Origin of the sequence: Anabaenopsis sp. FSS-46 (assembly GCF_029891665.1) — a bacterium.
In the GTDB taxonomy this organism is placed as follows: Bacteria; Cyanobacteriota; Cyanobacteriia; order Cyanobacteriales; family Nostocaceae; genus Anabaenopsis; species Anabaenopsis arnoldii.
In genome coordinates, this window is the sequence record NZ_JANQDG010000108.1 from 1 (window position 1) to 25271 (window position 25271).

A 25271-nucleotide genomic window follows, 5' to 3' on the forward strand; every position below is an offset into this window, starting at 1 on the left:
ACTAACTCGGCAGTAGCAGACAATGGAAGTTCTAGCTGCACCACGGAGGTAGGATTCAACGTGAAAAAGTCTTTGTCCTGCTTCGTTTTTGATGCTTTCAATCTTGCCATTGTCTGCGTACTTCCTTAAAGTGTTTGGGTGAAGTCCCAGTTGTTTGACTGCTTCTCGTAGTGGTACATAAGCCATACTACTATATTAGCATTTACGAGGATATGTAATCTATTATTAGCAAATAACTAGCTATTGGCTAACCCTTGAGGCTGTGGATTATTGCTAATTTCTGTTGATGAGAATAGGAATTTACGCTGGAGATCCACCTGAATGCAAAGGCGTGAGGAGAATGAAAACTAGTACACACCCAGCAATGGTTTAATTGTTCTGGATAGGTAAAACACAGCAATTAACGTCGTGCAAGCAGATTTTACCCCACTGCAAAGCCCATCGGACGAGAGCCACTCGGTTTTCGGTTTGGGTTTTGGTGAGAATATTGCTGATATGGTTATCAACTGTGCGTTTGCTAATCTCCAGTTTGATTGCAATATCTTGGTTAGTTAAGCCAGCGGCCACTAAGTCGATAATTTGCAATTCTCTGTCTGACAGACTAACAGGGGTCTGAGACTCGCCACCAGCCATAAGTTTTTCTATCCTCCCTTGGTATATGTACTTAATCCTCTTTTAATTCTAGAAGATTCTTTTGTTTAGAGGGGTTTTAAGTTATGGCAGTCATGCAATTGACTATATTTTCTTTAGATTTCTCTTTAAGAATCATATGTAACTATTTTAATTTTATTAAAGAGATAGCTATGTAAATGTACTTATATAAGAGCAGATATGTCTCTGGTTAAATTAGCAAAAATGCCATTTTTTCGAGTTAAAGACTGGATACAGATTAGTGAAGATTGTTTTATATTTTATACTATAGTTAGCAAATCCTGGCGGTTTTAACCGCTGGCGTGGTCACTGATTTGAGTCAACCTATCCCTGAACTCTCAGGTTGAAAGGCGCCGTCGTTTTCCACATACTAGATATTTATATGAGCAATCCCCGTGTTTTGTGCGTTGGTGAAATTTTGTTCGATTGTTTAGCTGACCAGTTGGGGCTCAAGCTAGAAGAAGTTCAGTCCTGGACTCACTACCCAGGGGGTGCGCCGGCTAATGTGGCTTGTGCTTTAGTAAAATTGGGCACTCCCGCAGGTTTTATTGGCGCTGTTGGTGAAGATGAGCCGGGGAGTCAGTTAGTGAAGCTATTAGCAGAGATTGGTGTCGATACAACAGGGGTACAATCCCATTCTACAGCACCAACGAGGCAAGTTTATGTGGTGCGAGATTTGGGGGGCGATCGCAATTTCGCGGGATTTGGTGAGTATGACACCTCTGAATTTGCCGATACCCGCTTACAAGCTCAACAATTACCAGAGTCGCTGTTTACAGAGGCGGAATTTTTGGTATTAGGTACCTTAGAATTAGCCTACCCTGAAAGTGAGCGGGCAATTCACCGGGCTTTGGAATTAGCAGGACAATATGACCTGAAGATTATTTTGGATGTTAACTGGCGACCTGTGTTTTGGCAAGATGCCAATGTGGCTCGCCAAAAAATCCAGGATATCTTAAAGCAGGTTGATTTCCTCAAACTCTCTAAGGAAGAGGCAGAATGGCTGTTTAATACCACTGACCCAGGTGCAATTACTTACCGTCTGGCTTCCGTTGAGGGGGTGCTGGTAACAGATGGAGAAAATGGTTGCGCCTATTGTTTGGGTGAAAATGAAGATAAGTTACCTTCTTATCCCATTCAGGTTGTGGATACAACGGGCGCAGGGGATAGTTTTTTAGCTGGATTTATCCACCAATTAAGTCAATATGGTATTCAAGGCTTACAGGATGGCGAAACAGCCAAAAAGGTTGTTGCTTATGCTAATGCTGTGGGGGCCCTGACTACTATTAAACCGGGTGCGATCGCTTCTCAACCCACAGGGGCTGAAGTTGAGGCTTTTCTAGCTTCCCATCAAGTTTAGGAAGTAGTACCAGCTGGGATATCAGCGATAATGGGCTGATACTCCTGGCCGGAAAATGGACGAAAATTTTCTGGCCATTCCGCGGTGACGTTGCACAATAACCGCAGTTGAAGTGGAGTTGGTGCGGGGTTGACCCGTTCAACGTGTACTTTTACAACTTGTGGATTTTTGTTTGTCAGTTGAAGAATATCATCCACAAGATAACGGGGACAATAACCTACGATGTGATGCTCCCTAGTGCATAAAAGTAACGCCTTTGGATCATAGGGATTTTGAAATTCGTGAGCTAAATATAAAAGTTCCCTAGGTTGTAGTTGATTAATTCTTTCAGTTGCACAAGTGGGAAGATGTCTGAGTCCATGTGCAAAAAAATGAATATGGTATAAATTATTTTGATCTGGTTGTGGAGCGGGGAAAACTTCAAATTTATCTGTTACTTTCCTTCCCCCGCTCCGAGAAAGAATGGTAATGGGGTCATCTTCACCTTCTGGAATATTCAGCCATTCAATATAATTTTTATAGTCGGGGCGGGAGCGTCGCATTAATCGGTTAGAAAACAATGGAAACACATCTACTGATGTGTATACTTGATTAAAATCTGGGAAAGAAAGTAATCCAGTAAATCCGCAGTTATTTTTTGCTGTCAATACACCCTTTGTATATAAGAACTCGTACTTTCTACCGTCAAAAGTTAAACGTCCAATGGGAAACCAAGCTCTAGTGTGGGTGTCTTGCCAAGCTAAAAATAATGTTTTCATATTCAGGTGTCTAGGAGTTGTACCAGTCTTTTGTGATTAAATTCCAAGATTGTTTGTGCAAATTCAATTGCTATTGGCGATATGCGATGAGATGGTATGCGACCAAAGAGCATTGACGTATCATGACTGGACACTCCCGCTAATTTTTCTAACCATAACCCAGCAGCTTTTGGATAAAGTTGTTGGACTTGATAAAAAGCATCAAAAGTTCTGAGGGGTTTTTGCCCTCCATTACTAGGGTAAATCAAAGATGTACACTTTTCGGCATAACCTACCACAGATTTATTTTTCAGCTTCAAGTGTCTTTTTCCATCAGACATTTCCCTACCCAAGCTAGAAGCATGGTCATAACTTGGTGCTAAGTGCATCTTATTGCCTAAAATTATGTATGCCCAGTTTTCGTGATGTCTGTCTGTATTTCCTATCCAAGCATCTAAGAGTAAATATCCCACGAAAACCTCCATGGCAAGGTTAATTCCTGCTGGTAGTACCCAGTCAATCGGTGAATTTACGGAACCACTTTGAAGAGCATGGGATATATTATGAATTGTGTGTTGAGATAAGTCTCGGCAATTTTGTGGGTATCCAGGTACTATTGGCGCTAGAATCTCATTTCCTAAGGTAAGAATTCCAGCTTCCGGCAAAAACGAGGGGCTAATAACGCCATTGTCACCATTGAATGTGGCTAACTCATAAATAGCATGGGGTAAGTCTAGCAAACTGCACAACTCAGATGCTATCTTCTCTGACCAGTCTTCGCCTGTGTTTTGTCTAGTTTTTTTGTAGAGATAATTGAGATTATCATGGCGGTACCAGAATTTTTCTTTGGTTCCTAAATCTTCATCAGCTTCAGGGGCATCGGGTAGGATGTCAATGATGGGAAATGGTTCTTTCATGCTAAAAATGATCTAAAGCCCAATGACTGTTTTCAGGTTCTCGACAATTAATTGGGGTGGTTCAGAAATATCTACACAAATAGCGTCATCAGGCTCTTCTAGGGTATCTAACTGACTGTTGAGGAGTTTTGCGGACATGAAATGATTTTGTCGCCCTAGGAGCCTTTGCTGTAGTAAGTTTAAACTGCCTTGGAGGTAGACTAGTTGCATGCGATCGCTATCTAATAGTAAATATTGGCGATAGTCTGCTTTGAGCGCCGAACAGGCTAAGACTACATTAGTATTTTGTTGTAACCAGACAGCGATCGCTGTTTGCAAGTCTTTTAACCAAGGCTTTCTATCGGTATCATTGAGGGGGATACCCAGGCGCATTTTCTCAATGTTCGCTGTGGAGTGAAAGTTATCCGCGTCTTGAAATTCCCAGTTTAAGGCATCGGCCAGTAGTTTACCAATGGTGCTTTTACCGGAACCGGATACACCCATGATAATAATGATCATTTTTTTTAACGCAAAGGTACGCAAAGGTACGCGCAAAGGTACGCAAAGTTAATTAGGTGTTTAGTTGTGCTAAACCTAGGTAGCGTACGCCTTCTGGTGAGATATCAAAACGACAGGGTAATACTTCTAAACCCTGGGCTATGCCTTCCCTCAGCAGTTTACCATATATGGGGTCTGTTACATCCCCTGGGGCAAATTCTATACAGTCACCCCGGTTGATGAAGTACAACATGAATGCTCGGGTTTGGGGGAGGAGTGCTGTTAGTTCGCGTAAGTGTTTTTGTCCTCTGGTGGTTTCGGTGTCGGGAAATATTGCTCGGGTACTTTGCGCCCATGTTGTGTTTTTGACTTCTAAATAAATTGGCGGTTGTGGGTCTTTTCCTGTGAGGTAGAAATCTACCCGGCTTTTTTTATCTTGTCCATACACTACTTCGCTTTTAATTTGGCTATAATCTCCTAGTTGGGGGAATAGGTGTTTTTCTAAGGCTAGTTTAACTATACGATTGGGTAAGGCTGTGTTTACTCCTACCCAGGTGGGTTCAGTATCATGTACCTGAATTAATTCTAAGGTGTAAGCTAATTTGCGTTTGGGGTTATCACTTTGAGAAAGTTGTACTTTACTCCCGGGGGTGGATACTCCTGTCATTGGCCCTGTGTTGGGACAATGTGCGGTGACTATTTCCCCGGAGTCAAGTTGAATGTCGGCAAAAAAGCGCTTGTAGCGCTTTAGTAGTGTTCCTGAATATAATGGTGGATAGCGGTAAAGCCAGTCAATCATGATCAAATCTGTTTACTGTTAAGTAATATACAATGATTAACTGCTGATGGAATTATGCAACAGGTTGATTTCATATTTAACATATAAGTGGAATGTTTATCTGGTTAGGTGATTTATGAGTAATGAGTTTTATCACCGGGGACTAAAAAGGGCTGAGGAAAAAGACTACTCTGGTGCTATTGAGGAATTTACTAGTTGTTTACAATGGGCACCTGATTTTGCGGATGGGTTTTTACACCGGGGTCTGGCTTATTATAATTTAGGTGCGATTCATCAAGCAGTTTCTGATTATACTGAATGTATCCGGTTGAATCCTGGGGGTATGGAGGGGTATTATTGTCGGGGATTGGCTAGGGTAGTACTGAAAAACTTACCGGGGTCGCTGGAAGATGTGGATCAGGCGATTCGCCTCAATGTTAATTATGCACCTGCTTATCAATTGCGGGGAACAATACGGCGCAAGCAAGGTTTTATTCAAGATGCGATCGCTAACTTTAAAAAAGCCGCTGAATTATATTTAGCACAAAAAGACACCGCTAGCTGTCGGCTGTGTATGGAAAAAATTAAACAGTTACAACCAAAACCAAAACCAGATGTAAACTCAAGTAATTATACTAACGCTTATGCCCAAAAAATATTAGACTTATCAATCAACGGATATTTTACCCAGTTATTAGAAAAAGCCGAACAGGGAGATACGACTGAGGCGATCGCTGATTTAAACTGGATATTACAAGCTGACCCCCAAGATGCTCAAGCTTATTGTTGTCGGGGGGTGGTCAGGTGTAAAATGGGCAATTATCGAGAAGCGATCGCTGACTTTAACCAAGCTATACAATTAAACTTCACAGATGCCATAGTTTATCGTAACCGAGGTAAAGCCCGTTCGCTGTTGGGGGACAATCAAGGAGCGATGGCGGATTTTAATCAAGCTTTGAAAATCCAACCCCAAGATGCTTTAATATATGTTGCTAGGGGTAATGCCTATCGATTATCTGGTAATTATCTGGATGCCATTCAAGATTACAACCAAGCATTACAAATTCATCCCCATTATGCACCAGCTTACTACAATCGCGGTATTGCCCATGCTTGCTTAGAAGAAATGCAAAACGCAGTTGCAGATTATCAACAAGCGGCGAGTATTTTTTGTGAACAGGAAGATTGGGACAATTATCATCAAGTATTGGAGAGGTTGCAAAAAGTCCAGACATCTAGACCGGAGTCGAAACAGCAAAACTATAATTTACTGCGTCAGCGACTGTTGCGACTGGTGGGGGGACATTGGGAAATCGCCCAAAGACTAATTGATGATAAACAGGAATACCTTCCGGGGATGTCTTATGAATGGTATTTACAACAAGTAATTGAGGATATAGAACGGGGACGAGGTAGGTGATGATTCTTAATTTAGAGGTTTTGAGGGGATTATTCCATATTTTGCAACCCCATAGCAATCTTACTGTGTTTCTCAATTTGTCCCATAACTTGTTTCGCCCTTTGAATGACTACATCTGGTAAACCCGCTAAACGTCCAGCTTCAATACCATAGGACTTATCCGCCCCTCCGGGCTGAACTTGATGTAAAAAAACGATTTGGTCGGGTAACTCCTTGACGGTGACTTGATAATTAGCCACGTTGGGAAGAATACTAGCCAATTCATTTAACTCATGATAGTGAGTGGCAAAAATTGTCCGCGAGCGAATTTCTGTAGCTATATATTCCGCTACGGCCCAAGCAATGGAAAGACCGTCAAAAGTTGCTGTTCCTCGGCCAATTTCATCTAATAATACCAGCGATCGCGCAGTGGCATGATTGAGAATATTGGCGGTTTCATTCATTTCTACCATAAAAGTAGATTGACCGGTGGCTAAATCATCCACTGCACCCACACGGGTAAAAATGCGATCGCATACTCCCAACTTCGCCAGGGTCGCTGGAACAAAACTCCCAATTTGCGCCATTAACTGAATTAACCCCACCTGACGCAAATAACAACTCTTACCGCTTGCATTGGGTCCGGTGAGAATAACTAAATCTGGTTTTTCCTCTAGGTGCTGGGTGGTCTGTTCTCTTCCTAAGTGGGTGGAGTTGGGGACAAAAAACCCTGCGGGTAAAGACTGTTCGACTACGGGATGACGACCATCGACAATCATCATCTCCCGTCCCGAAATCATCTCTGGACGACAATAACCTTGTTGTACAGCTAACTCAGCTAAACCACATAACACATCTGCTGCAGCTACAGCACGGGAAACATTGCGAATTACCTCCGCTTGTTCTCCGACATCTTGGCGCAACTCTACAAAAATCTCATATTCCAACTGGTTTAAATCATCCCGCGCTGTGAGTATGCGCGCTTCCCGTTCCTTCAGGTCTGGGGTGATGTAACGTTCCTCGTTGGTGAGGGTTTGCTTGCGGATATAATTATCGGGTACTTGGTCAGATTTAGAGCGGGGAACACTAATATAATAACCAAAGGTTTTATTAAATCCTACCTTTAAGGTGGGGATTGCGGTTTTTGCTCGTTCGTCAACTTCTAAATTAGCAATCCATTTCTGGTCTGATTCTACCGTGGCTTTTCTCTGGTCTAGCTGGGGATTTATCCCCGGACGAATTAAGCCGCCTTCTTTAATATGTATGGGTGGTGATTCTACTATATGGTCGTGTAATTTTTGGGCTATTTCTTCCAAGACATCGGGGACTTTCTGTAAGGCTTTGAGAAAAGGCGATCGCGCATCAGCCACTAGGTGAGATAATTGGGGTAAGCGTGAGAGGGAATCGGCCAAAGCTGCTAAATCCTTAGCGTTAGCTGTTCCCGAAGCTGCTCTACCTGTCAGCCGTTCTAAGTCGTAAATTTGCCGTAACAATTGCCGCAAATCTTGACGCAGGGGTGTATTTTCCATCAATTCTTGGATGGTGTCTTGTCGCGCCCGAATGCCTTTAAGATCAAGTAGTGGTTGCAATAACCACCGCCGCAAAGCCCGACCCCCCATTGATGTGCTAGTTCTATCCAAAGCCCACAGCAGGGAACCATGAAATGTACCATCCCGGACTGTTTGCGTAATCTCTAGGTTACGGCGGGTTTGATTATCTACAATTAAATAGTCAGTAATAGTATAAGTGCGTAACTTTTGCAGGGTAACGGGGTTGACTTTTTGCATATCTTCCACATATTCCAGCAGACCCCCAGCGGCCCGTACCGCTAAAGGAAGATGATCACAACCGAGTCCTTCGAGCGATCGGATCTTAAATTTATGCAATAATTTTGCTCTAGCTTCACCTTGGGTAAAGGGAGCCTGCGATCGCAGGCTATAACAAAATGATGGTGGTAAACATTGGGGAAGATGAGGCGAAGTTTCTCCGGGACGCAACAAGCTCCCTAAATCCGGGGCGTTAGTGGGAACCACCACCTCTGAGGGTTGCAACCGCATTAGTTCCTGGGTGAGGTGTTCTAAATCACTCCCCTGAGTTGTGAGGAATTCCCCGGTGGAAATATCTGCATAAGCTAAACCCCAATGATTTACGGCAATTACCACAGCAGCCAGGTAATTATTGCGACGCTTATTTAACATTCCCTCTTCTAGCAAAGTCCCCGGTGTGAGGATACGGGTGACTTCACGCTTGACCAAACCCACTGCTTCCGATGCGTCTTCTACTTGGTCGCAAATTACCACCGCATAGCCTTTTTCTACTAACTGGGTGGTGTAGCGTTCCCAGGCGTGATGCGGTACACCAGTCATGGCTACGCGACCAACTTCGCCACCGTGTTTACTCGTCAGTACCAGTTCCAATTCTCTGGAGACTGTTACAGCGTCTTGGAAGAAAGTTTCAAAAAAATCTCCTACCCGATACAGCAGCAAAGCATGAGGATATTTATCCTTCATTTCTACATAGTGCTGGTACATCTTACTCAGCTTACTGCGGTCTGCTAATTGAGTGTCAATCAGAGGCGCTGCAGGGTTATGGGGTTCCGTTAGTTGAGTGTCAGAATCAGAAGCAGTCATAGATGGTAGGTTATGCACGGACATTCCACAATATTTGATGATAACCTGATGTGGAGTTTAAGAGGCGATGGCTCAAACTTTTGTGATGTTTTCTGGCTATCTCAGCTGCACAAAAAGCCAGTAGACAGAATAATTCTATCTTACTGGCTCAATTAAGCTCAGGTTTCCAAAACTTACGCTTCTGGTGGTAAGTCCTGGCTATAAATAATTTCCCCTGCTAAATTACGCAGTGATACTGTCATCACTTTAGTATTAGCATCAATTTTCACTCCACCAAAGAATTGTAAACCTTCAGTGGGGGGTCGATTTGGACGCATACCTGGAGGATTGCTTTGAAATATCAATTGTGGACCAAAGGTATTGTCTAATTGTCCCGGTCCGAATGTCCCAGAATTGAGAGGTCCGGCGACAAACTCCCAAAAAGGCTTAAAGTCTTGAAATACTGCCCGATTGGGGTCATAATAGTGGGCTGCGGCATAATGTACGTCAGCAGTTATCCAAACAACATTTTTAATGTTTCTGCGTTTGATAAATCGCAGTAATTCAACCAACTCTAATTCCCTTCCAGAGGCTTTACCATTATCTGCGTTAGCCCAAGCCTCAAAAGCAGTAGAACCGTCTCGCACTATTAGCCCTAAAGGCATATCACTGGAAATTACTTTCCATGTAGCTTTTGATTTAAGTAGTTGCACCTTCAACCATTGCAGTTGTGATTGGCCCAGCATATCTGTTTCTGGACTTTTTGCTGGCTGAACATTCCCGGTATTTGGTCCACGATAAGTCCGCTCGTCTATCGTGAAAATGTCAAGTAATGGACCATATTGGAAAGAACGATAAATTTCTGACCGGTCAGCACCATATCTTGACTTATATTTCATGGGCATATACTCAAAAAATGCTTGTCTTGCCCTTTGTACTAGCAAGTCAACATCCTTAACAGTATAGCGATCATCAGTCAAAAATTCCCCAGGATACCAGTTGTTTACAGCTTCGTGATCATCCCATTGGGCTAACATCGGTACTTGGGCGTTAAAACGCTTCACATTTTCATCTAGCAAGTTGTATTGAAAATTACCACGAAATTCTTGTAGGGTTTCTGCTACCTTTGACTTTTCTTCTGTGACGATGTTCCGCCAAATACTACCATCATCTAGTGTTCTTTCTGCTACAAGTGGGTTATCGGCGTAAATCGTATCCCCGCAATGGATGAAAAAGTCAGGATTTAATTGACGCATTTGTTCATAAATTGTCATCCCACCCAAATCGGGATTAATCCCCCAGCCTTGACCGGCGGTATCTCCACCCCAGACAAAGAAAATGTCTCTTCCGGTTCTGGAAGGAGTGCGAAATGTACCGCTGACAGGTTCACTTTGGATGCGTGGATTGTCTAAGTCTTGGAAAATTACCCGGTAAAATATTTGTTGGTCTGGGGGTAAGTTCTTGAGAACATATCTGGCTGTAAAATCCTGTTCCTGTGAAGTACGTTCACCAAAAACACGTCCTAGTCTATTAAAGGATTCACTGGTAGAGTATTCAATCACCATTTGTGCAGGGCGATCGCTCCGACTCCAAATCACAATACTATTACCACTTATATCCCCAGTAGCAACACCATAGGGTATGGTAGGACGCATACTTTCAGATGTAATAATTCCCGGCGCTTGTCCAAATACTTGTGAATTTGATACAATATTTGTGGTGATAATACCACCTGCTGTTAGAGCAGAACTAAGTAAAAACTGCCGACGATTTAATCTTAATGGGTTATGAGATTTTATGCTCATGAATGGCCCCCTCAAGCAAAGTATTACAAAATAGTTAACTACTAAATTTTGTAATGCTAATAAGTAAAGCTTGAGTTATCCCAAGGTTAATTAAAACTAGTTTTTTAGATTAATTTGGCAAAAACCTCACCCTAGGTTCTGGAGAGATTTCTGCTTAGTTAGGAGATGGAAAGCATTGCTCACAGGAGAAAGATGGAAGCAGATAAAACCAAAATCATATCAGCGGTAAACTTGCAATCACAAGCAGATGCGGAACTAGAACAGAAGCTGCGGGAACTCAAGTTTAGACAAGAACTTAGAAAAGATTGGATTTTATTTATTGTCAGGGATGTTGTTATTTTTTCTGGGGCGATCGCCTTTGTGTTTGCTATCTGTGGCTATTCTCTGTTCATTCTGATTAATAGGTAAGATGAACTACCATCATCCCCGGAATCACTATCAAAAATTATAGCCAATCCCCAGGAGCAAACCCACATCAGTACGATCTAAAAATGCTGCATTTGCAGTACCCGTGACAGTAAAGCGATCGCCTATAGGCACATCCACACCACCAGTTAATAATAAACCAACGTCAGAACCGCTTCCAGTTTCAAAAGCTACCCCTGCCCCTAAAAAAGGAGATATTGATATTTGTTCTCCATTTAGGGGATCTGCGAAACGGGGAGCAAAATCTAAAGTTACGGGAACCAAAAACAGTGTATCGCCCCCAAATATCACCGCTGGTCGCACGGAGATAGTATTAGTCAGCCCAATTTTGCTGATTAATCCATAGTTACTTTCACTGAGAGTGGAATTACCACCTATACCAATGTTACCAGCAACCCCAATATAACTAGACCCTCCACGAGTACCTGTACCTGGTTCCATAGCAACAGTAGTTGCTGCTGGTGGCGATTGACTGACTCCCAGGTTAGGTGGTATGAGTACCTTATTAATTACATGAATGACACCATTACTCGCTTGTACGTTGGGCTGGATAACATCCGCATCATTGACCGCAATTTGATTAGTAGCTCTATCTACCTGAATATTTACAGGTACATCCTCAAAGGTGATTAATTCTCCGGATGAGAGTTGATTAGCGGTTACTTCCCCAGGAACCACATGATATCTCAAAATCTCAATCAATAAGTCTCTATTCTCCGGTTGCTGCAACTCTTCTAGAGTCCCAGCTGGTAAAGCTGCAAATGCCTGATCCGTGGGAGCAAACACTGTATAGGGTCCGGCTTGCTGTAGAATACCTGCTAAATTTGCTGTTTGCAATAAAGAAGTCAAGCTTGTAAAAGTGTCACTCGATGCGGCAATAGAAACAATATCTTGACTTTGAGTTTGTTCCGTAGCCCCAACTATATACTTAGTGGCTACAAGGTTGCTAGCTAGGGGTTGCATTTGTCCCTGTCTGACTAAAGCTTGATATAAAATCGCCGACGCTTCAGCACGAGTTAAAGGATCTAGCGGGTTAAGTAGCTTAACATTGGGATAATTAACAACAATACTAGCCTCCGTAGCTGCTGCAACATTATCTAGTGCATAGCTGGGGATTGCTGACGCATCTGTGTAGTAAGTATTGACTACGGCTAATGGATTGTCTCTAGTTTGTAAACCTAAACCATTTGTTAAAGCAACTATGGCCTCAACTTTGCGAATTTGCTGATTTGGCAGAAATAAGTTTCCTGGATAACCTGACATAAATCCGGTTTCGTAGGCTTCCTGAATTGCAGAACCCGCCCAGAAGTTCCCAGGAACATCTGCAAAACCATCAGCACTTATTTGCCGAATTTGGTCTTGATTAAAAGCTTTTTGAATCATTGCTGCAAATTCAGCCCGACTCACCGGTTCATTTGGCCTAAAAGTACCATCTGGAAAACCAGATATAATGTTTCTTTGCGCTAAAGCTTGAATAAATGGACTGGCCCAATACTGTGCACTAACATCAGACAAGTTAGCTGCTAAAGCAGGGGAGGGAGTCACACTGGTTTGAGCGGAAACTATCATGGGATTGATTGTAGCCAGTATGACTCCCAAGGACAACAAAGTTGTACCTGCTGATGACCAACGCCAGAAACTAATCATGAAAATATCCTCCAAGAAAAAGTTGAAAATTATTTTATGTAGATTCCTAGTAGACACAGGAATGTTTGGCTGATGTCAATATCTAAAGTACCAATGCCAACCTGAATGATTGAGAGTTATAACTTTTGAGGACATGATCATTTTCTCCTCACCCTGATTAATTTATCTATGACTTGATAGCGGAGTCTTACCATAATACTGGGCATTTAATCGCCACTTTGCCAAAATTCTCGCCAAATGTCTCAATAGTATGGAAATAAATTATTGGACATAATGAATGTTCTCAGATTTAATTGAATTACACAACTAGCTTAAGGTGAAACTATTATTTTTTTTCTCTTCCTTTAGATAGTTGAGGACAATCAAATACCTATTGATTAGGATGAATATATACAACTTAAGTATTTTTATCGACTGCAATTGCATCTAAATTATTACTCAGGAGTGATCATGCTTTTAGATGCTGATTATCATCACTAAAAATCTCATATATACCACAGATAAACACAGATGTTTTTCTACTTTATGGGACAGGGAATGCAATAATGTAATATGCTTAATCTCTTAGTGTCATTAATTACACAAATTCAGGGCTGATATAGGGGCATAATATTTTGATACAAGACATAATTGGCGATAAACTAATGACGGGCAAGACTCAATTTAGATAGGCACTAAATTCCCTCCCATTTGTATCACTTGCTTATATGGGGACAAAAAAACTCAGTCTGAAGGGCGGTAATGCAAACTAAAAAAAAATTAGATCAATTATGGATAGTACGCTGCTTTGCCGCAGTTCTACTCTTTGGTCAGGTACTCCTGCATTTACTTCAAGGAAAAACTTACTACCGCAAAATTTTGCAACACATGGTGACCGCAGGGCCTGCTTCGGTGTTTCCAGTTGTCCTTGTTAGTGGTTTTGCTGGTATGATTTTTACTATTCAAACTGCTCGAGAATTAGTGAGATTTGGTGCCTTAGATGCTGTGGGGGGGGCTTTCGCTTTGGCTTTTTGCCGAGAATTAGCGCCTCTTTTGACAGCTAGTATTATTGCTGGACAAGTAGGTTCTGCTTTTGCAGCGGAAATAGGTGCTATGCGAGTTACAGAGCAAATTGACGCACTTTATATGCTCAAAACAAATCCTATTGATTACTTGGTGCTTCCTAGAGTAGTGGCTTGCATTTTGATGATGCCCATTATGATGGTTTTTGCTTTAGTTGTAGGCATCACTGGTGGGGTTTTTGCAGCATCCCAATTTTATCATGTTGACCCTGAAGCATTTTTAGAATCTGTCAGAACTTTTTTAGAACCATCAGATTTACTTATAGTTTTAGTGAAGGGGCTGATTTTTGGTGCTATAGTCGCTATCAATGGTTGCAGTTGGGGACTAACTACTAAGGGAGGAGCAAAAGAAGTTGGAGAGTCGGCAACAACCGCAGTGGTCACTACTTGGGTGTTAATTTTTATGATGGACTTTTTTCTCTCTTTGTTGATGTTTCATCAGCCTACAATTTAATTGGAGTTGAAAATTAGATGAGCACTAGCTCATTTTTAATCTGTATCAAATTTAACGTATATGTATTTAAATGCTAGTAGTTCTCTCAATTAAAATAATCATAAAAATTACTATTTAACGAGCCATCAATAAATTTGATTGCTATATTGTACTAAATAAGCATTGCATCAGGAAAGTACAGAACCTCATCCCCTGTCCCCCTCTTGCTTAAAGAAGACTGGGTGAGGTGGAAAATTTTCCTTTGCTGGTTATTTAATTCACATTCCTAAGTAATCTGGTGAGGATACGGAATTGGTGCGTAATGATTTACATGGCTTAGATATTAGTCATACAGAATTGCAAAATTTGACTAATTTACCTGTTAAACAGCAATTAATTATTATTACCCAACCTTTAAGAACAATTGCTAAAAGCATTACAGATAAACTTAGGGGTTCCGAGGGAGCTACTGTAGTTTTTATTAGTTCTTCTATATTTGTTTTTGGTTATTTGCTCTTTGATATCCTGATTAAGCTGTTTGTTACTTGGATCACAATTCCATCTTGGTTACTGTTAATAATATTGTGTTCTTGGGGTGGATGTGTCACACAGATTGTTTTCTATTTATTATGGCGGAGAAAAATTAAAATACTTAATCACAATATGACGAATTCTTTAGAAATACTTTTAAATGATGTTGATAGATATAATGCTGTTATCAAAGCCATAGATATCAATGATCAAATAGAAGCAGCTGGTAATCCAGGAGTGGTTATTAGAGAAAGGGAAAAAGTTATCGCCGCCCTGAAGCTCACAAGAAATGATTTAATTCGGGCTTTGAAGACAGAGAGAATTTTAAGAGAAAATCAGAATTTTATTCTCAGAAATACAGAGTTATTTACCAATAATTTGGCGACTTTAACCGCAATGCAAGTTACAGAAGAAGCCACCGAGCATGGTAGGTTACTCAATGAAGCATTGCAAATTGCTTTAGATGTGCAACTGGAAATGAAAAGGCTGCAAAACCTGACCTCACACTCATGAATCTTGCTATGAAACTCCCCAGGACTGCAATCGACAGTCTAACATAAAGAGGTGTGAATTTAGCGATCGCCTATAGGTATGGACTGGAAAGAAATTAGAGGTAACTGGGTACTCATTCCCCCAAAGCCCATTGGTATCATCCATTTTCTCGGAGGTGCATTTGTGGCCACCGCACCCCATCTGACTTATCGCTGGTTACTAGAACATCTGGCTAATCAAGGATATGTGATTATTGCTACACCATTTATCAATACTTTAGATCATATTGCGATCGCCAAAACCGTACTACTGAACTTTGAACGCACCCTAGAAAGATTACACGACTCTGGCTCCCTACGCCAGCTTTATCTGCCTACTTACGGGTTAGGGCACAGTATGGGTTGTAAACTTCACTTACTCATTGGCAGTTTGCTACCTGTAGAACGTGCTGGAAATATTTTAATTTCCTTCAACAACTACGCCGCCAAAGAGGCCATCCCCTTAGTAGAGCAATTTAATTCTACTTTGCCCATTGAGTTTACGCCCTCACCAGTGGAAACCGACACAATTGTAAGACAGAGCTACAATATCCGCCGTAATTTATTAATAAAATTTAGCAACGATACCATTGATCAATCAGCAGGTTTAAGTCAAATCTTACTAGATCGCTTTTCCCACATGGTGACCAAACAAACCTTACCAGGTACTCACACCACACCTTTAGGTCAAGATATCAAATGGCAAACAGGAGGGTCATTTACTCCTTGGGATGCTTTAGGACAATGGTTTAAACAAGAAATTTACCGAGATTTAAACCAGCTAAAACGCGCCATTCTCTTATGGTTAAACCCATTATCACCCCCATAACATTTGAAAAAACTGAGTATATAAAAATTATCGGTGTTTATCTGTGTGCATCTGAGGTCAATTAATTCCTTCTTGATATCTTCCCACCAGGAGAAAACCCTGGGAGTATTGGCAAAATACCAAACCATGATCAAATTTCCAATTAGCATTATCCATGTTTCAAATCCTCGTAATTGATGATGATATTTCTATACAAATATTCCTGAAGAGGATGTTAGAAAAACAAGGCTATAAAGTAATTACTGCTAGTAATGGAGAAGAGGGAATAGCCAAGGCCATAGCTTACCATCCAGCCCTGGTTATTTGTGATTGGATTATGCCAGGACTCAATGGGTTAGAAGTCTGTAAGCGCATGAAGACAGACCCCAGCTTATGCACCACTTTCTTTATTTTTTTAACATCTTTAGATTCTATTGCTGATCGTGTCAAGGGACTAGATGCTGGCGCTGATGATTTTATCTCCAAGCCCATTGAGCAAAATGAATTAAAAGCAAGAGTCAGAGCCGGATTGCGCTTGCATCAGTTAAGTCAGGATTTACATACCCAAAAGCTACTTTTAGAAACTGAATTAGCACAAGCAGCAGAATATGTGCGATCGCTGCTACCACTACCAGTCATGGAACCTCTAAAAATCGACTCTCGATTCATTCCTTCCCGACAACTTGGCGGTGATTGTTTCGATTACTACTGGCTAGATGCTGATTATCTAGCTATATACCTTCTAGATACGGCTGGACATGGGCTAAAAGCTGCTCTCCCCTCAATTTCCGTCCTCAATTTGTTACGTTCCCGCGCCTTAAAAGGTTTGAATTACTATCAACCGAGCGCTGTACTCAAGGCTTTAAATCAAACCTTCCAGATGAATTACCAAAATGACAAATATTTTACTATTTGGTATGGAGTTTATAACCGAGTTAAGCGGGAGTTAATTTATGCAAGCGCTGGTCATCCCCCAGCAATATTAGTATCAGGTACATCTGCCAAAAACACCGAATTTAAATTACTAAGAACTCCGGGAATGCCTGTTGGGATGTTTCCCGAGGCAAAATATGTTGACGCCTTTTGCAATATTGATAAATTTAGTAATCTCTATATTTTCAGTGATGGTGCTTATGAAATCACAAAATCAGATGGCACACTTTGGAGTTTAGATGCTTTTATTCAAATACTTGTTAGCTTACAACACACCATTGAAGTCAAACTCGATCAAGTATTGAATTATCTCATTGCTTTGAACTCCAAAGATGCTTTTGATGATGATTTATCAGTCCTACAAATTAATTTCGATTAACTATTTGGGGGAGAGTACAACTTGATTAAAGTCATCTTCATTTAAAAATATCTCAAACACTTTATCCATACCTGTTAATTCAAATAATATTCTGACTTGTTCATTGATAGAACACAGAACTAGTTTGGTATTTGCTGCCCGTAATGTTTTGAATGCTAATACTAAAGCGCCCAAGGCAGAACTATCCATAAACTTGACATCTTGACAATCGACTAAAACTATTTTAGCACCACTTTCTACAAGGCAGATCAGGTCTTCTCGTAGTTGTTGTGAGTTGGTGGTGTTGATAATTCCACTGAGCTTCAGGACTTTGACTTGTTCATTCATAATACTTATGACCAGATTGTTTTAAGAAGATGCCATGATTTTGTTAGTATTATATACCAAGATGGAGTTTTTGAGAAAACTAGCAACATCAAACAGGCACTAAATTACTAGTGGTATATCATAAATACTTGCTGATTAATAAAAAAGTATCCAGTATTTCATTTAACAGAAATTACATATATAGAAATCAGGTTTGGTTTCTGAATTGATTTGTGTAGGTAGGGAACAGGGAACAGGTAATAAGAAGTGCTGTGTGTACTGAATCTTGTTCAAAAATTAAATAGGAGTCCTATAGCTAAAGTTTATAAAAGTTAGATGGGTTTCTAAGAGGATGTTTGTCAAGTCATGATTAGTGTATCGAATATTATTTTACCCATCCCTCACCTTTCCCTTTATAAGGGAAAGGTGACTGGATTTGATTGTTTTTGGTCTGTTCCCTAAGATAAAAATTAACCGTGGAAAACTTATCAAACATCCTCTAAATATATTGTGAAATATTAAATTACCGGGTGACAAAAAGAAGATTAATTTTCCTTGGATCGTTTCAATACCCTACTAAAAGCAGGATTAAATGAATGCTGTTTCAACTATAGACAGAACTCATGAGTCTAGGCGTGTAGTTATCAAGGGAGATTATTGTTAATACTTCGTAGCTATCTCTTATGGTAGAAGGAATACTACACGGGAATTAATAAATTATTGGTAACCCTTTTGATAATTTTCAGTATGAACATAATTGCTTGGATCATTCTGGGTTTGATTGCTGGGGCTATTGGTAAAGCTATTTATCCTGGTCGTCAGGGTGGCGGAATCATTGCAACTATGATCTTGGGTATTGTCGGTGCTTTAATCGGGGGAACTATTGCTACTCTGTTAGAGACAGGAAGATTACAAATTACTGCTGCGAGTCTGAGTATTCCTGGTCTAATTGTCGCTATTATTGGGGCAATAATTGCCATCTTTTTATGGGATTTGCTCACGGGTAGAACCAGTCATTAGTTAGCAACATAGCAATGATATTTATGAGATGCAAGTTAATAGGAGGAAATATTAAATACTCCACTTTTTTTATCAAGAGTGGAGTCACAAAAAAAAATAGGAAAAAATCTGGAGATAACCTTGATTAACCTGTGATTTGCTCTAAACCTTTAGCTTGGCTTTTGACCAGACACCAGTTTCATCTTCATCAAACTGTTCATGAACAGCTTCCCAAGCGGCTTGTTCAGAGATTAACTCGTCACCGGTCTGCTCTAAAACGGCATTATAGCGAGTCATGAATGTTCCTTGAGCTGCTTGGGAAAGATGAGAGCGAACTTCCAAAGACAAGTCATCTGGACTGTTACATGGGCCAGAACAGGGATGAGTCAATGTTTTATCAGTTGTGTGAATTTCTTCACCACCAGAACTTTCGATCAGTAATTGAAATTCCCCCAGGCGATCGCTTGGCACTTCTGCCATTAATATAAACTGGCCAGCTTGTAAGCGTGTTTGATAAACTGTGGCTTTGTCTTCAGACATCCCCCAAGCTGTTAAGGCTGACACTAGTCCAGCGCCGGCGCTACCTGCGATCGCTCCACTAGCAGCACCTAGCAACAACGCACCTATCGGACCTGCGGCTACAATTGGGCCTACAAAGGGAACGAACAGTACGCCCACACCAGTTAGTAAGCTGAGAAACGAGCCAAACAATGAACCAAAAATAGCTCCTGTTCTCAAGCCTCCTAGAATTACATCTTTCTTAGTAATAAAACCAGAAATTCGCGTTTCTGATTGGAAATCTTTGCCCATGACCGAAATATTATCTCTAGGTACACCCCTATCTAGTAAGCGTCGAATCACCTGATCAATTTGCTTTTGTTCTTTGAATACAGCTGATATGGTACGTTCTGCTTGATAAAGTTCTGGCACTTAAATACTCCTGAAAACTTATTTTGGCAATACTAGGAAGGTTGACTTCTATACACCCACAGGGGTTTTAGTTTCTGCTTCTGGTTGTGCACCGCTGGGTTCTAAGGCTTGTCCTTCAATGAATGAACGCAGCATCCAAGCCATCTGTTCACGCTCTTCCATGAGTCCAGTTAAAAAGTCAGCAGTTCCCTCATCATGAAACTGTTGACTACACTGATCCACATGGTCGCGCAAATTACGAATTAGCTGCTCATGATCTTCTACCAATCGGGCTACCATCTCTGTTGCTAAGGGTAAATCACCGCTATGTTCTTTGAGGGTAGCAATCTTGAGAAATTCGGCCATTGTACCCACTGGGAAACCGCCCAAAGCCCGAATCCGTTCTGCTAAAGCATCAATGTTTTCAGTCAATTTCTCATACTGTTCTTCCCAAAGTTCATGCAAACTACGGAACTGGGGCCCTACAACATCCCAATGGTACTTTTTGGTTTTTACTATCAGAACGTAGGAATCTGCTAAATCTTGATTTAACAAATTCATCACACCTTGACGTTGTTCTTTTGTCAAACCAATATTAATTATACGCATTGCTTTCCATCCCTAAGCTAACCTATGTATAAATTTTCCGATATATAGATATAATCAACATCAACCAGGGGGAAGATCATTTCCGCATCATTAATTACCACCTATGGTGAGATTTATTTGTATCTCTTAATAGAGAATTATTTATTTTTTAACCTGTTGCTAGTTGATTCTTAATCAAAGTCCAATATTTTAATAGCAGGCTAACCTAATCATTACTGCCCAAAATTGTTAATGTAACTAGCAATACTTGGGAGGTTTTGTAGTCGGTAATGCGATTGACAGCTTCCAAAAGTCATGAGGCGTCAATCTAGTCAAATCCCTATGGTTTGTTGATTAACCAAGACGGTGAGTTAGCAAACCTCAATACCAACTGGAAATTTCCAGCCGGGAAAACATCGCTTATGCTTTCCCCTGATCCCTTAATGACAGCACTTATAATCAACCACGTAATCCTATGTCAGAGTCCAACAACCCGAAAGTTACACTTGTAGGTTTTGCTTCTCTTCCTGCTGATACTTTTGCCGATGGTCCATCATCAGGTAGTGCTATTACTGGTAATACCAATGGTAGAGTCATACCCTTTGAGCGCCAGCCCATACAGGGATTTAGTTCAGTCCAGAGAGCCGATGCTGATTCCTTCTGGTTAATGTCTGATAATGGTTTTGGTAGTAAGGCTAATAGCCCTGATTATTTACTGCGAATTTATCGCGCTACCCCCAACTTCCGCACCACCACTGGGGGTGATGCAACTGTTAATGTGTTGGGTTTTGTGCAACTATCTGACCCTGACAACAGGATTCCTTTCGCAATTGTTAACGAAAACACGAGCGATCGCCTGTTAACTGGTGCTGATTTCGACCTGGAATCCTTGGTAGTTGCAGCCGATGGGACTTTCTGGATTGGAGAAGAATTTGGTCCTTATCTCCTGCACTTTGATAGCACGGGTAAGCTATTACAGGCCCCCATTCCTACACCGAATTACGTCAGTTTAAATACTCTCGATGGTAAACCACCCATTGTGATTGGACATCGAGGAGCTAGCGGAGAACTACCAGAGCATACTCTAGGAGCCTATAAACTAGCCGTTGAACGGGGCGCTGATTTTGTTGAGCCTGATTTGGTTTCTACCAAGGACGGTGTATTAATCGCACGTCATGAGCCGAATCTGATCGCCACCACTGATGTGGCCTCCCGTCCAGAATTTGCTGACCGCCGGACTACCAAAATAGTTGATGGTGTTGCGGAAGAAGGTTTCTTTGCTTCTGACTTCACCCTAGCAGAAATCAAAACCTTACGGGCGATTATGCCCCAGGGCTACCGTACTCAAGTATTTAATGGTATCTATGAAATTCCGACTTTTGAGGAAATCATTGAGTTAGTTCAGCAGATAGAAGCTGATACCGGTAAGAAAATTGGCATTTATCCCGAAACCAAACATCCCACTTTCCACAATGACCTGGGTCTGTCGCTGGAAGAACCTTTATTAGCAACTCTAGAACAAACTGGTTTCACCGACCCCTCACGGATTTACATCCAATCCTTTGAAGTTGGTAACCTGAAAAAGCTGAGTCAACTAACGGATATTCCCCTAGTTCAGTTATTAGATGCAGGGGGTGTTAACTTAGATGGTTCATTAAGTGAAATTCAACCCTACGACTTTGTAGTGAGTGGGGACACGCGCACCTATGGTGACCTGCGGACAGCAGCAGGACTAGAAGAAATCGCCACCTACGCCTCTGGTATTGGCCCGTGGAAACGGATGATTATCTCTGTTCAAGGGGTGGATTCCAATGGTGACGGTCTAGCGGATGATGTCAATGGTGATGGTGTAGTCAATGATGCTGATAAAACGACTACCTCACCTACAAGTCTGGTGCAAGATGCCCATGCTGCGGGCTTGGTGGTACATCCTTATACCTTCCGTAACGAAGGGAGGTTTCTAGCGGCAAATTATAACGGTAATCCAGCCCAGGAATATATAGATTTCATCCAGTTAGGCATTGATGGTTACTTTACAGACTTTCCGGGTACGGGTAACCAAGTCCGCGACCAATTAACTGGAGCGTTGGTTATTTCTCCTGATAACCCCAGTCTGTTACCTCCTGAATTTGCTACTTTAGACGGTACTGCACCTTTGGTGATTGGTCACCGGGGAGCTAGTGGTTTACGTCCGGAACACACTCTAGAAGCATATAAACTGGCGATCGCTGATGGTGCTGATTTCATTGAACCTGATTTAGTACCAACTAAAGATGGCCATTTAATAGCCCGTCATGAAAACGCCTTAGCACTTCTTAATCAAGATGGTTCAGTGAATAGAACTGTCACCAGTACGGATGTTAACGACCGTCCTGAATTTGCTGACCGCCTGACTACTAAAACCATAGATGGTCGGACATATACGGGTTGGTTTAGTGAAGATTTCACCCTAGCAGAAATCAAAACCCTCAATTCCATCGAGCGGTTACCAGATTTACGGGGAACTAGTTTTGATAATGATGGGTTAAAGGTTCCTACCCTGGAAGAAATTATCGACTTGGTGAAGCAAGTAGAAGTAGAAACAGGTCGTAAAATTGGTATTTATCCGGAAACCAAGCATCCGACTTTCTTTGCCACCGAAGGTACTTTGTTAGATGGTGCAACACCCATCAATACCAGTTTAGGTCAGCTACTAATTAACACTTTAGTTGCCGAAAACTTTACAGATCCTTCACGGATATTTATTCAGTCTTTTGAGGTAGGTAATCTCAAGGAATTGAAAGAGTCGATTATGCCGGCGGCTGGCGTTGATATCCCATTGGTACAATTGCTCGGTGGTGCTAGTGGTCGGCCCTATGATTTCGTGGTCAGTGGTGACGCTCGCACCTACGGTGATTTGACTCGCCCTGAAGAATTAGCTGAGATTGCTACTTACGCCGCTGGTATTGGTCCTAACAAGCGCCTGATTGTCCCTAGTGTAGGTGGTCAACTCCAAGCACCCACTACCTTAGTACAAGATGCCCACGCAGTGGGGTTAGTTCTACACCCCTACACTTTCCGCGATGAAGATGTTTTTCTGGCTGCGGAGTACAATGGTGACCCCAAACTAGAATATCAACAGTTCCTCGATTTGGGCGTTGATGGTTTCTTTAGCGATTTCCCCGGAACTAATAGCTTAGTTGTACAACAATCCCTGGGTGAACCGGTGTTCTCCAATCTGGCTCGGTCTCGGGGATTTGAAGGTATGGCTATCAGCCCAGACAAGAAAACCATCTATCCGATGCTGGAGGGTACTGTTTTAGGTGACCCTGCTAATTCTCTGCGGATTTATAGATTTGATGCCCAATCCGAGGAATTTCAGGGTCTGGTAGGCTACTACCCCATGGCACAACCTAACCATGCGATCGGTGCTATAACGGTGGTGAATAACAATGAATTTCTGGTGATTGAACGGGACAACGGTCAAGGGACAACGGCCCAGTTTAAGAAGGTATTCAAGGTGGATTTCTCCCAAATTGATGCTAATGGTTTTGTGTCTAAGGAGGAAATCGTTGATTTACTCAATATCAGTGACCCCAATGATTTGAATGGAGATGCTGACACTACATTTACCTTCCCCTTCGTGACTATTGAGGCTGTGCTGGTGATTGATGAAAATACACTACTGCTGACTAACGATAATAATTATCCGTTTTCAGTGGGTAGACCACCGGCTATAGATAACAATGAAATCATTCTCTTACGTTTGGAAGAGCCGCTAAATTTGCCCAGTCCTGGGGTGGTTATGGGTACAGCCAATAATGATGACCTCATCCTGAACACTAATCAATCTGGAGTCACAGTCTTTACCGGCAATGGTGATGATACGGTGGAAGCTAGTTTGACATCAAATGTAACTGTTAATTCTGCTGGGGGTGATGATGTGATCTCCGTGGGCGGTAACAGCTATGCAAGTGGTGGTGAGGGAGATGACACCCTATATCTAGGGTCTCAGGGACCTGCTGGTGGTACTGTGCTTGATGGTAGTCAGGGTAATGACACTCTGATGGTGATTGAAGCGGCCACTGAGCCTAATATTCTCCTGGGAGCGGCTGACCATGACACCCTACAAGTAGTGGAAGGACGGGGACAGATGCTCTTTGGCGGTTCTGGTCGGGATGTGCTGCGTTCTAGCCCGGATGGTCAGAACCGTCTCTATGGTGGTTCTGGTAATGATGAGTTATATTCCACTGTGGGCGATCGCCTGTTTGGTGGTGATGGTAATGATAGCCTCTACGCAGGTGAAGGGGGTAATAACTTACTCTGGGGCGGTGAAGGCGCAGATAACTTCTGGCTGGTGGTTGCTGGTTCTTTACCCAGTGCAACCAATGTAGTCAAGGACTTTGAGGTGGGAGTAGACCGCATCGGTATGGGGGGCATTACTTCTAACCAAGTAAATCTCCTAGGTCGGATGGGAAATACCCTGATTCAAGTTGGCGGTGCCGATGTGGCACTAATAGAAGGTATCAGCCCAACTCAGCTTGACTTGAGCAATACTCAGCAATTCCTCTTCATCTAACAAACATCGGTTGTCATCCCCTCCCTATCTGTGGTGAATACTACGGAAGGGATGGGGATAAACCCGCCCACTGATTAAGTATGGCTATCAGCTTCTATGGGCAAACTATTGATCTTATGTGTTGGGGATTTGCCAAATCATGGGGATTCAGGTTATAACGACATGAGTATTCTTGCAAATTCTAATTAAATAAATACCGTATGAATACCATCACCAGCAGCATCCAGATCTCGTAAATATTTGGTCGATTTATCTATGCTTATTTACTTGTGTTCAATTCATAAAGTATGCTATATGTGCCTCATACATCATAATAGCCAAAGAATAGCTGTAATCAATCCGCTATAGTTCACCCTGAGTCCTTAGCTAAACACACCTAATATAGGCGTGACATCTGGGCTGCTGTGTCTACCTAAGTGGAACCAATGAG

At 41.8% G+C, this 25271-nt stretch carries 20 protein-coding genes and 1 pseudogene; 9 read left to right on the top strand and 12 right to left on the bottom strand.

What is annotated here, in order from left to right:
• Both NWP21_RS12395 and NWP21_RS12400 read right to left on the bottom strand, forming a co-directional pair.
• A partial coding sequence (locus tag NWP21_RS12395) for a MerR family DNA-binding transcriptional regulator (protein ID WP_280792951.1) occupies nt 1-186 on the bottom strand: 186 nt, incomplete at its 3' end.
• 183 nt (nt 187-369) lie between these two features.
• The gene (locus NWP21_RS12400; RefSeq protein WP_280792952.1) at nt 370-633 is read right to left on the bottom strand and encodes a helix-turn-helix transcriptional regulator; all 264 of its coding nucleotides are present in this window, start codon (nt 631-633) and stop codon (nt 370-372) included.
• Between the two features lie 400 nt (nt 634-1033).
• On the opposite strand from NWP21_RS12400, the gene NWP21_RS12405 reads away from it, so the two are divergent.
• Nucleotides 1034-2011, top strand: coding sequence for a carbohydrate kinase (locus NWP21_RS12405; RefSeq protein WP_280792953.1), 978 nt, complete (start codon nt 1034-1036; stop codon nt 2009-2011).
• Here the strand turns inward: NWP21_RS12405 and NWP21_RS12410 are convergent.
• Genes NWP21_RS12410 through sfsA form a run of 4 tightly spaced genes read right to left on the bottom strand, consistent with a single transcriptional unit; the run spans nt 2008 to nt 4941 of the window.
• A complete protein-coding gene (locus NWP21_RS12410) occupies nt 2008-2769 on the bottom strand; it encodes an HIRAN domain-containing protein (RefSeq protein ID WP_280792954.1) in 762 nt (253 codons plus the stop codon). The two genes, NWP21_RS12405 and NWP21_RS12410, sit on opposite strands and share 4 nt — an antisense overlap.
• Before the next feature lie 2 nt (nt 2770-2771).
• On the bottom strand, nt 2772-3665 hold the full coding sequence (locus tag NWP21_RS12415) for a HipA-like protein (RefSeq protein WP_280792955.1): 894 nt from the start codon (nt 3663-3665) through the stop codon (nt 2772-2774).
• A gap of 12 nt (nt 3666-3677) precedes the next feature.
• The gene (locus tag NWP21_RS12420) at nt 3678-4163 is read right to left on the bottom strand and encodes a gluconokinase (protein WP_280792956.1); all 486 of its coding nucleotides are present in this window, start codon (nt 4161-4163) and stop codon (nt 3678-3680) included.
• A gap of 52 nt (nt 4164-4215) precedes the next feature.
• Entirely contained in the window at nt 4216-4941 is a 726-nt protein-coding gene (gene sfsA, locus NWP21_RS12425) for a DNA/RNA nuclease SfsA (RefSeq protein ID WP_280792957.1), read from the bottom strand.
• A gap of 115 nt (nt 4942-5056) precedes the next feature.
• On the opposite strand from sfsA, the gene NWP21_RS12430 reads away from it, so the two are divergent.
• Entirely contained in the window at nt 5057-6340 is a 1284-nt protein-coding gene (locus NWP21_RS12430; protein ID WP_280792958.1) for a tetratricopeptide repeat protein, read from the top strand.
• 29 nt (nt 6341-6369) lie between these two features.
• Here the strand turns inward: NWP21_RS12430 and mutS are convergent, their stop codons facing one another.
• Nucleotides 6370-8949 carry a DNA mismatch repair protein MutS gene (gene mutS / locus NWP21_RS12435; RefSeq protein WP_280792959.1) on the bottom strand — a complete coding sequence of 860 codons (2580 nt, stop codon included), beginning with the start codon at nt 8947-8949 and terminating at the stop codon, nt 6370-6372.
• Between the two features lie 173 nt (nt 8950-9122).
• Nucleotides 9123-10727 (bottom strand): alkaline phosphatase D family protein, encoded by a 1605-nt coding sequence (locus NWP21_RS12440; protein ID WP_280792972.1) that lies wholly within the window; start codon nt 10725-10727, stop codon nt 9123-9125.
• 198 nt (nt 10728-10925) lie between these two features.
• Here NWP21_RS12440 and NWP21_RS12445 point away from each other — a divergent pair, with 198 nt between their 5' ends.
• Complete coding sequence (locus NWP21_RS12445; protein ID WP_280792960.1) at nt 10926-11141, top strand: hypothetical protein; 216 nt, start codon at nt 10926-10928, stop codon at nt 11139-11141.
• A gap of 30 nt (nt 11142-11171) precedes the next feature.
• Here the strand turns inward: NWP21_RS12445 and NWP21_RS12450 are convergent, their stop codons facing one another.
• The gene (locus NWP21_RS12450) at nt 11172-12806 is read right to left on the bottom strand and encodes an S-layer homology domain-containing protein (RefSeq protein WP_280792961.1); all 1635 of its coding nucleotides are present in this window, start codon (nt 12804-12806) and stop codon (nt 11172-11174) included.
• A 741-nt stretch (nt 12807-13547) separates the two neighbouring features.
• Between NWP21_RS12450 and NWP21_RS12455 the strand changes: the two genes are divergently transcribed.
• The 4 genes from NWP21_RS12455 (at nt 13548) to NWP21_RS12470 (ending at nt 17481) form a co-directional block, all read left to right on the top strand.
• Nucleotides 13548-14321 (top strand): MlaE family lipid ABC transporter permease subunit, encoded by a 774-nt coding sequence (locus NWP21_RS12455; protein ID WP_280792962.1) that lies wholly within the window; start codon nt 13548-13550, stop codon nt 14319-14321.
• Nucleotides 14322-14615: 294 nt separating this feature from the next.
• Nucleotides 14616-15344, top strand: a complete 729-nt coding sequence (locus NWP21_RS12460; RefSeq protein WP_280792963.1) for a hypothetical protein — start codon at nt 14616-14618, stop codon at nt 15342-15344.
• A gap of 78 nt (nt 15345-15422) precedes the next feature.
• Nucleotides 15423-16190, top strand: coding sequence for a DUF1350 family protein (locus tag NWP21_RS12465; RefSeq protein ID WP_271731669.1), 768 nt, complete (start codon nt 15423-15425; stop codon nt 16188-16190).
• Nucleotides 16191-16344: 154 nt separating this feature from the next.
• Nucleotides 16345-17481, top strand: a complete 1137-nt coding sequence (locus NWP21_RS12470) for a SpoIIE family protein phosphatase (RefSeq protein WP_271731670.1) — start codon at nt 16345-16347, stop codon at nt 17479-17481.
• Here NWP21_RS12470 and NWP21_RS12475 read toward each other — a convergent pair whose 3' ends face one another.
• On the bottom strand, nt 17482-17808 hold the full coding sequence (locus NWP21_RS12475; RefSeq protein WP_271731671.1) for an STAS domain-containing protein: 327 nt from the start codon (nt 17806-17808) through the stop codon (nt 17482-17484).
• 726 nt (nt 17809-18534) lie between these two features.
• Between NWP21_RS12475 and NWP21_RS12480 the strand changes: the two genes are divergently transcribed.
• Nucleotides 18535-18807 carry a GlsB/YeaQ/YmgE family stress response membrane protein gene (locus NWP21_RS12480; protein WP_280792964.1) on the top strand — a complete coding sequence of 91 codons (273 nt, stop codon included), beginning with the start codon at nt 18535-18537 and terminating at the stop codon, nt 18805-18807.
• A gap of 141 nt (nt 18808-18948) precedes the next feature.
• Here the strand turns inward: NWP21_RS12480 and NWP21_RS12485 are convergent, their stop codons facing one another.
• Nucleotides 18949-19716: a ChaB family protein gene (locus NWP21_RS12485; RefSeq protein WP_280792965.1), complete on the bottom strand. Its 768-nt coding sequence runs from the start codon at nt 19714-19716 to the stop codon at nt 18949-18951.
• A gap of 48 nt (nt 19717-19764) precedes the next feature.
• A complete protein-coding gene (locus NWP21_RS12490) occupies nt 19765-20304 on the bottom strand; it encodes a Dps family protein (RefSeq protein WP_280792966.1) in 540 nt (179 codons plus the stop codon).
• A gap of 463 nt (nt 20305-20767) precedes the next feature.
• Here NWP21_RS12490 and NWP21_RS12495 point away from each other — a divergent pair.
• Nucleotides 20768-24841: pseudogene (locus tag NWP21_RS12495) on the top strand (glycerophosphodiester phosphodiesterase family protein); the annotation flags it as partial.
• Between the last annotated feature and the right edge of the window lie 430 nt (nt 24842-25271).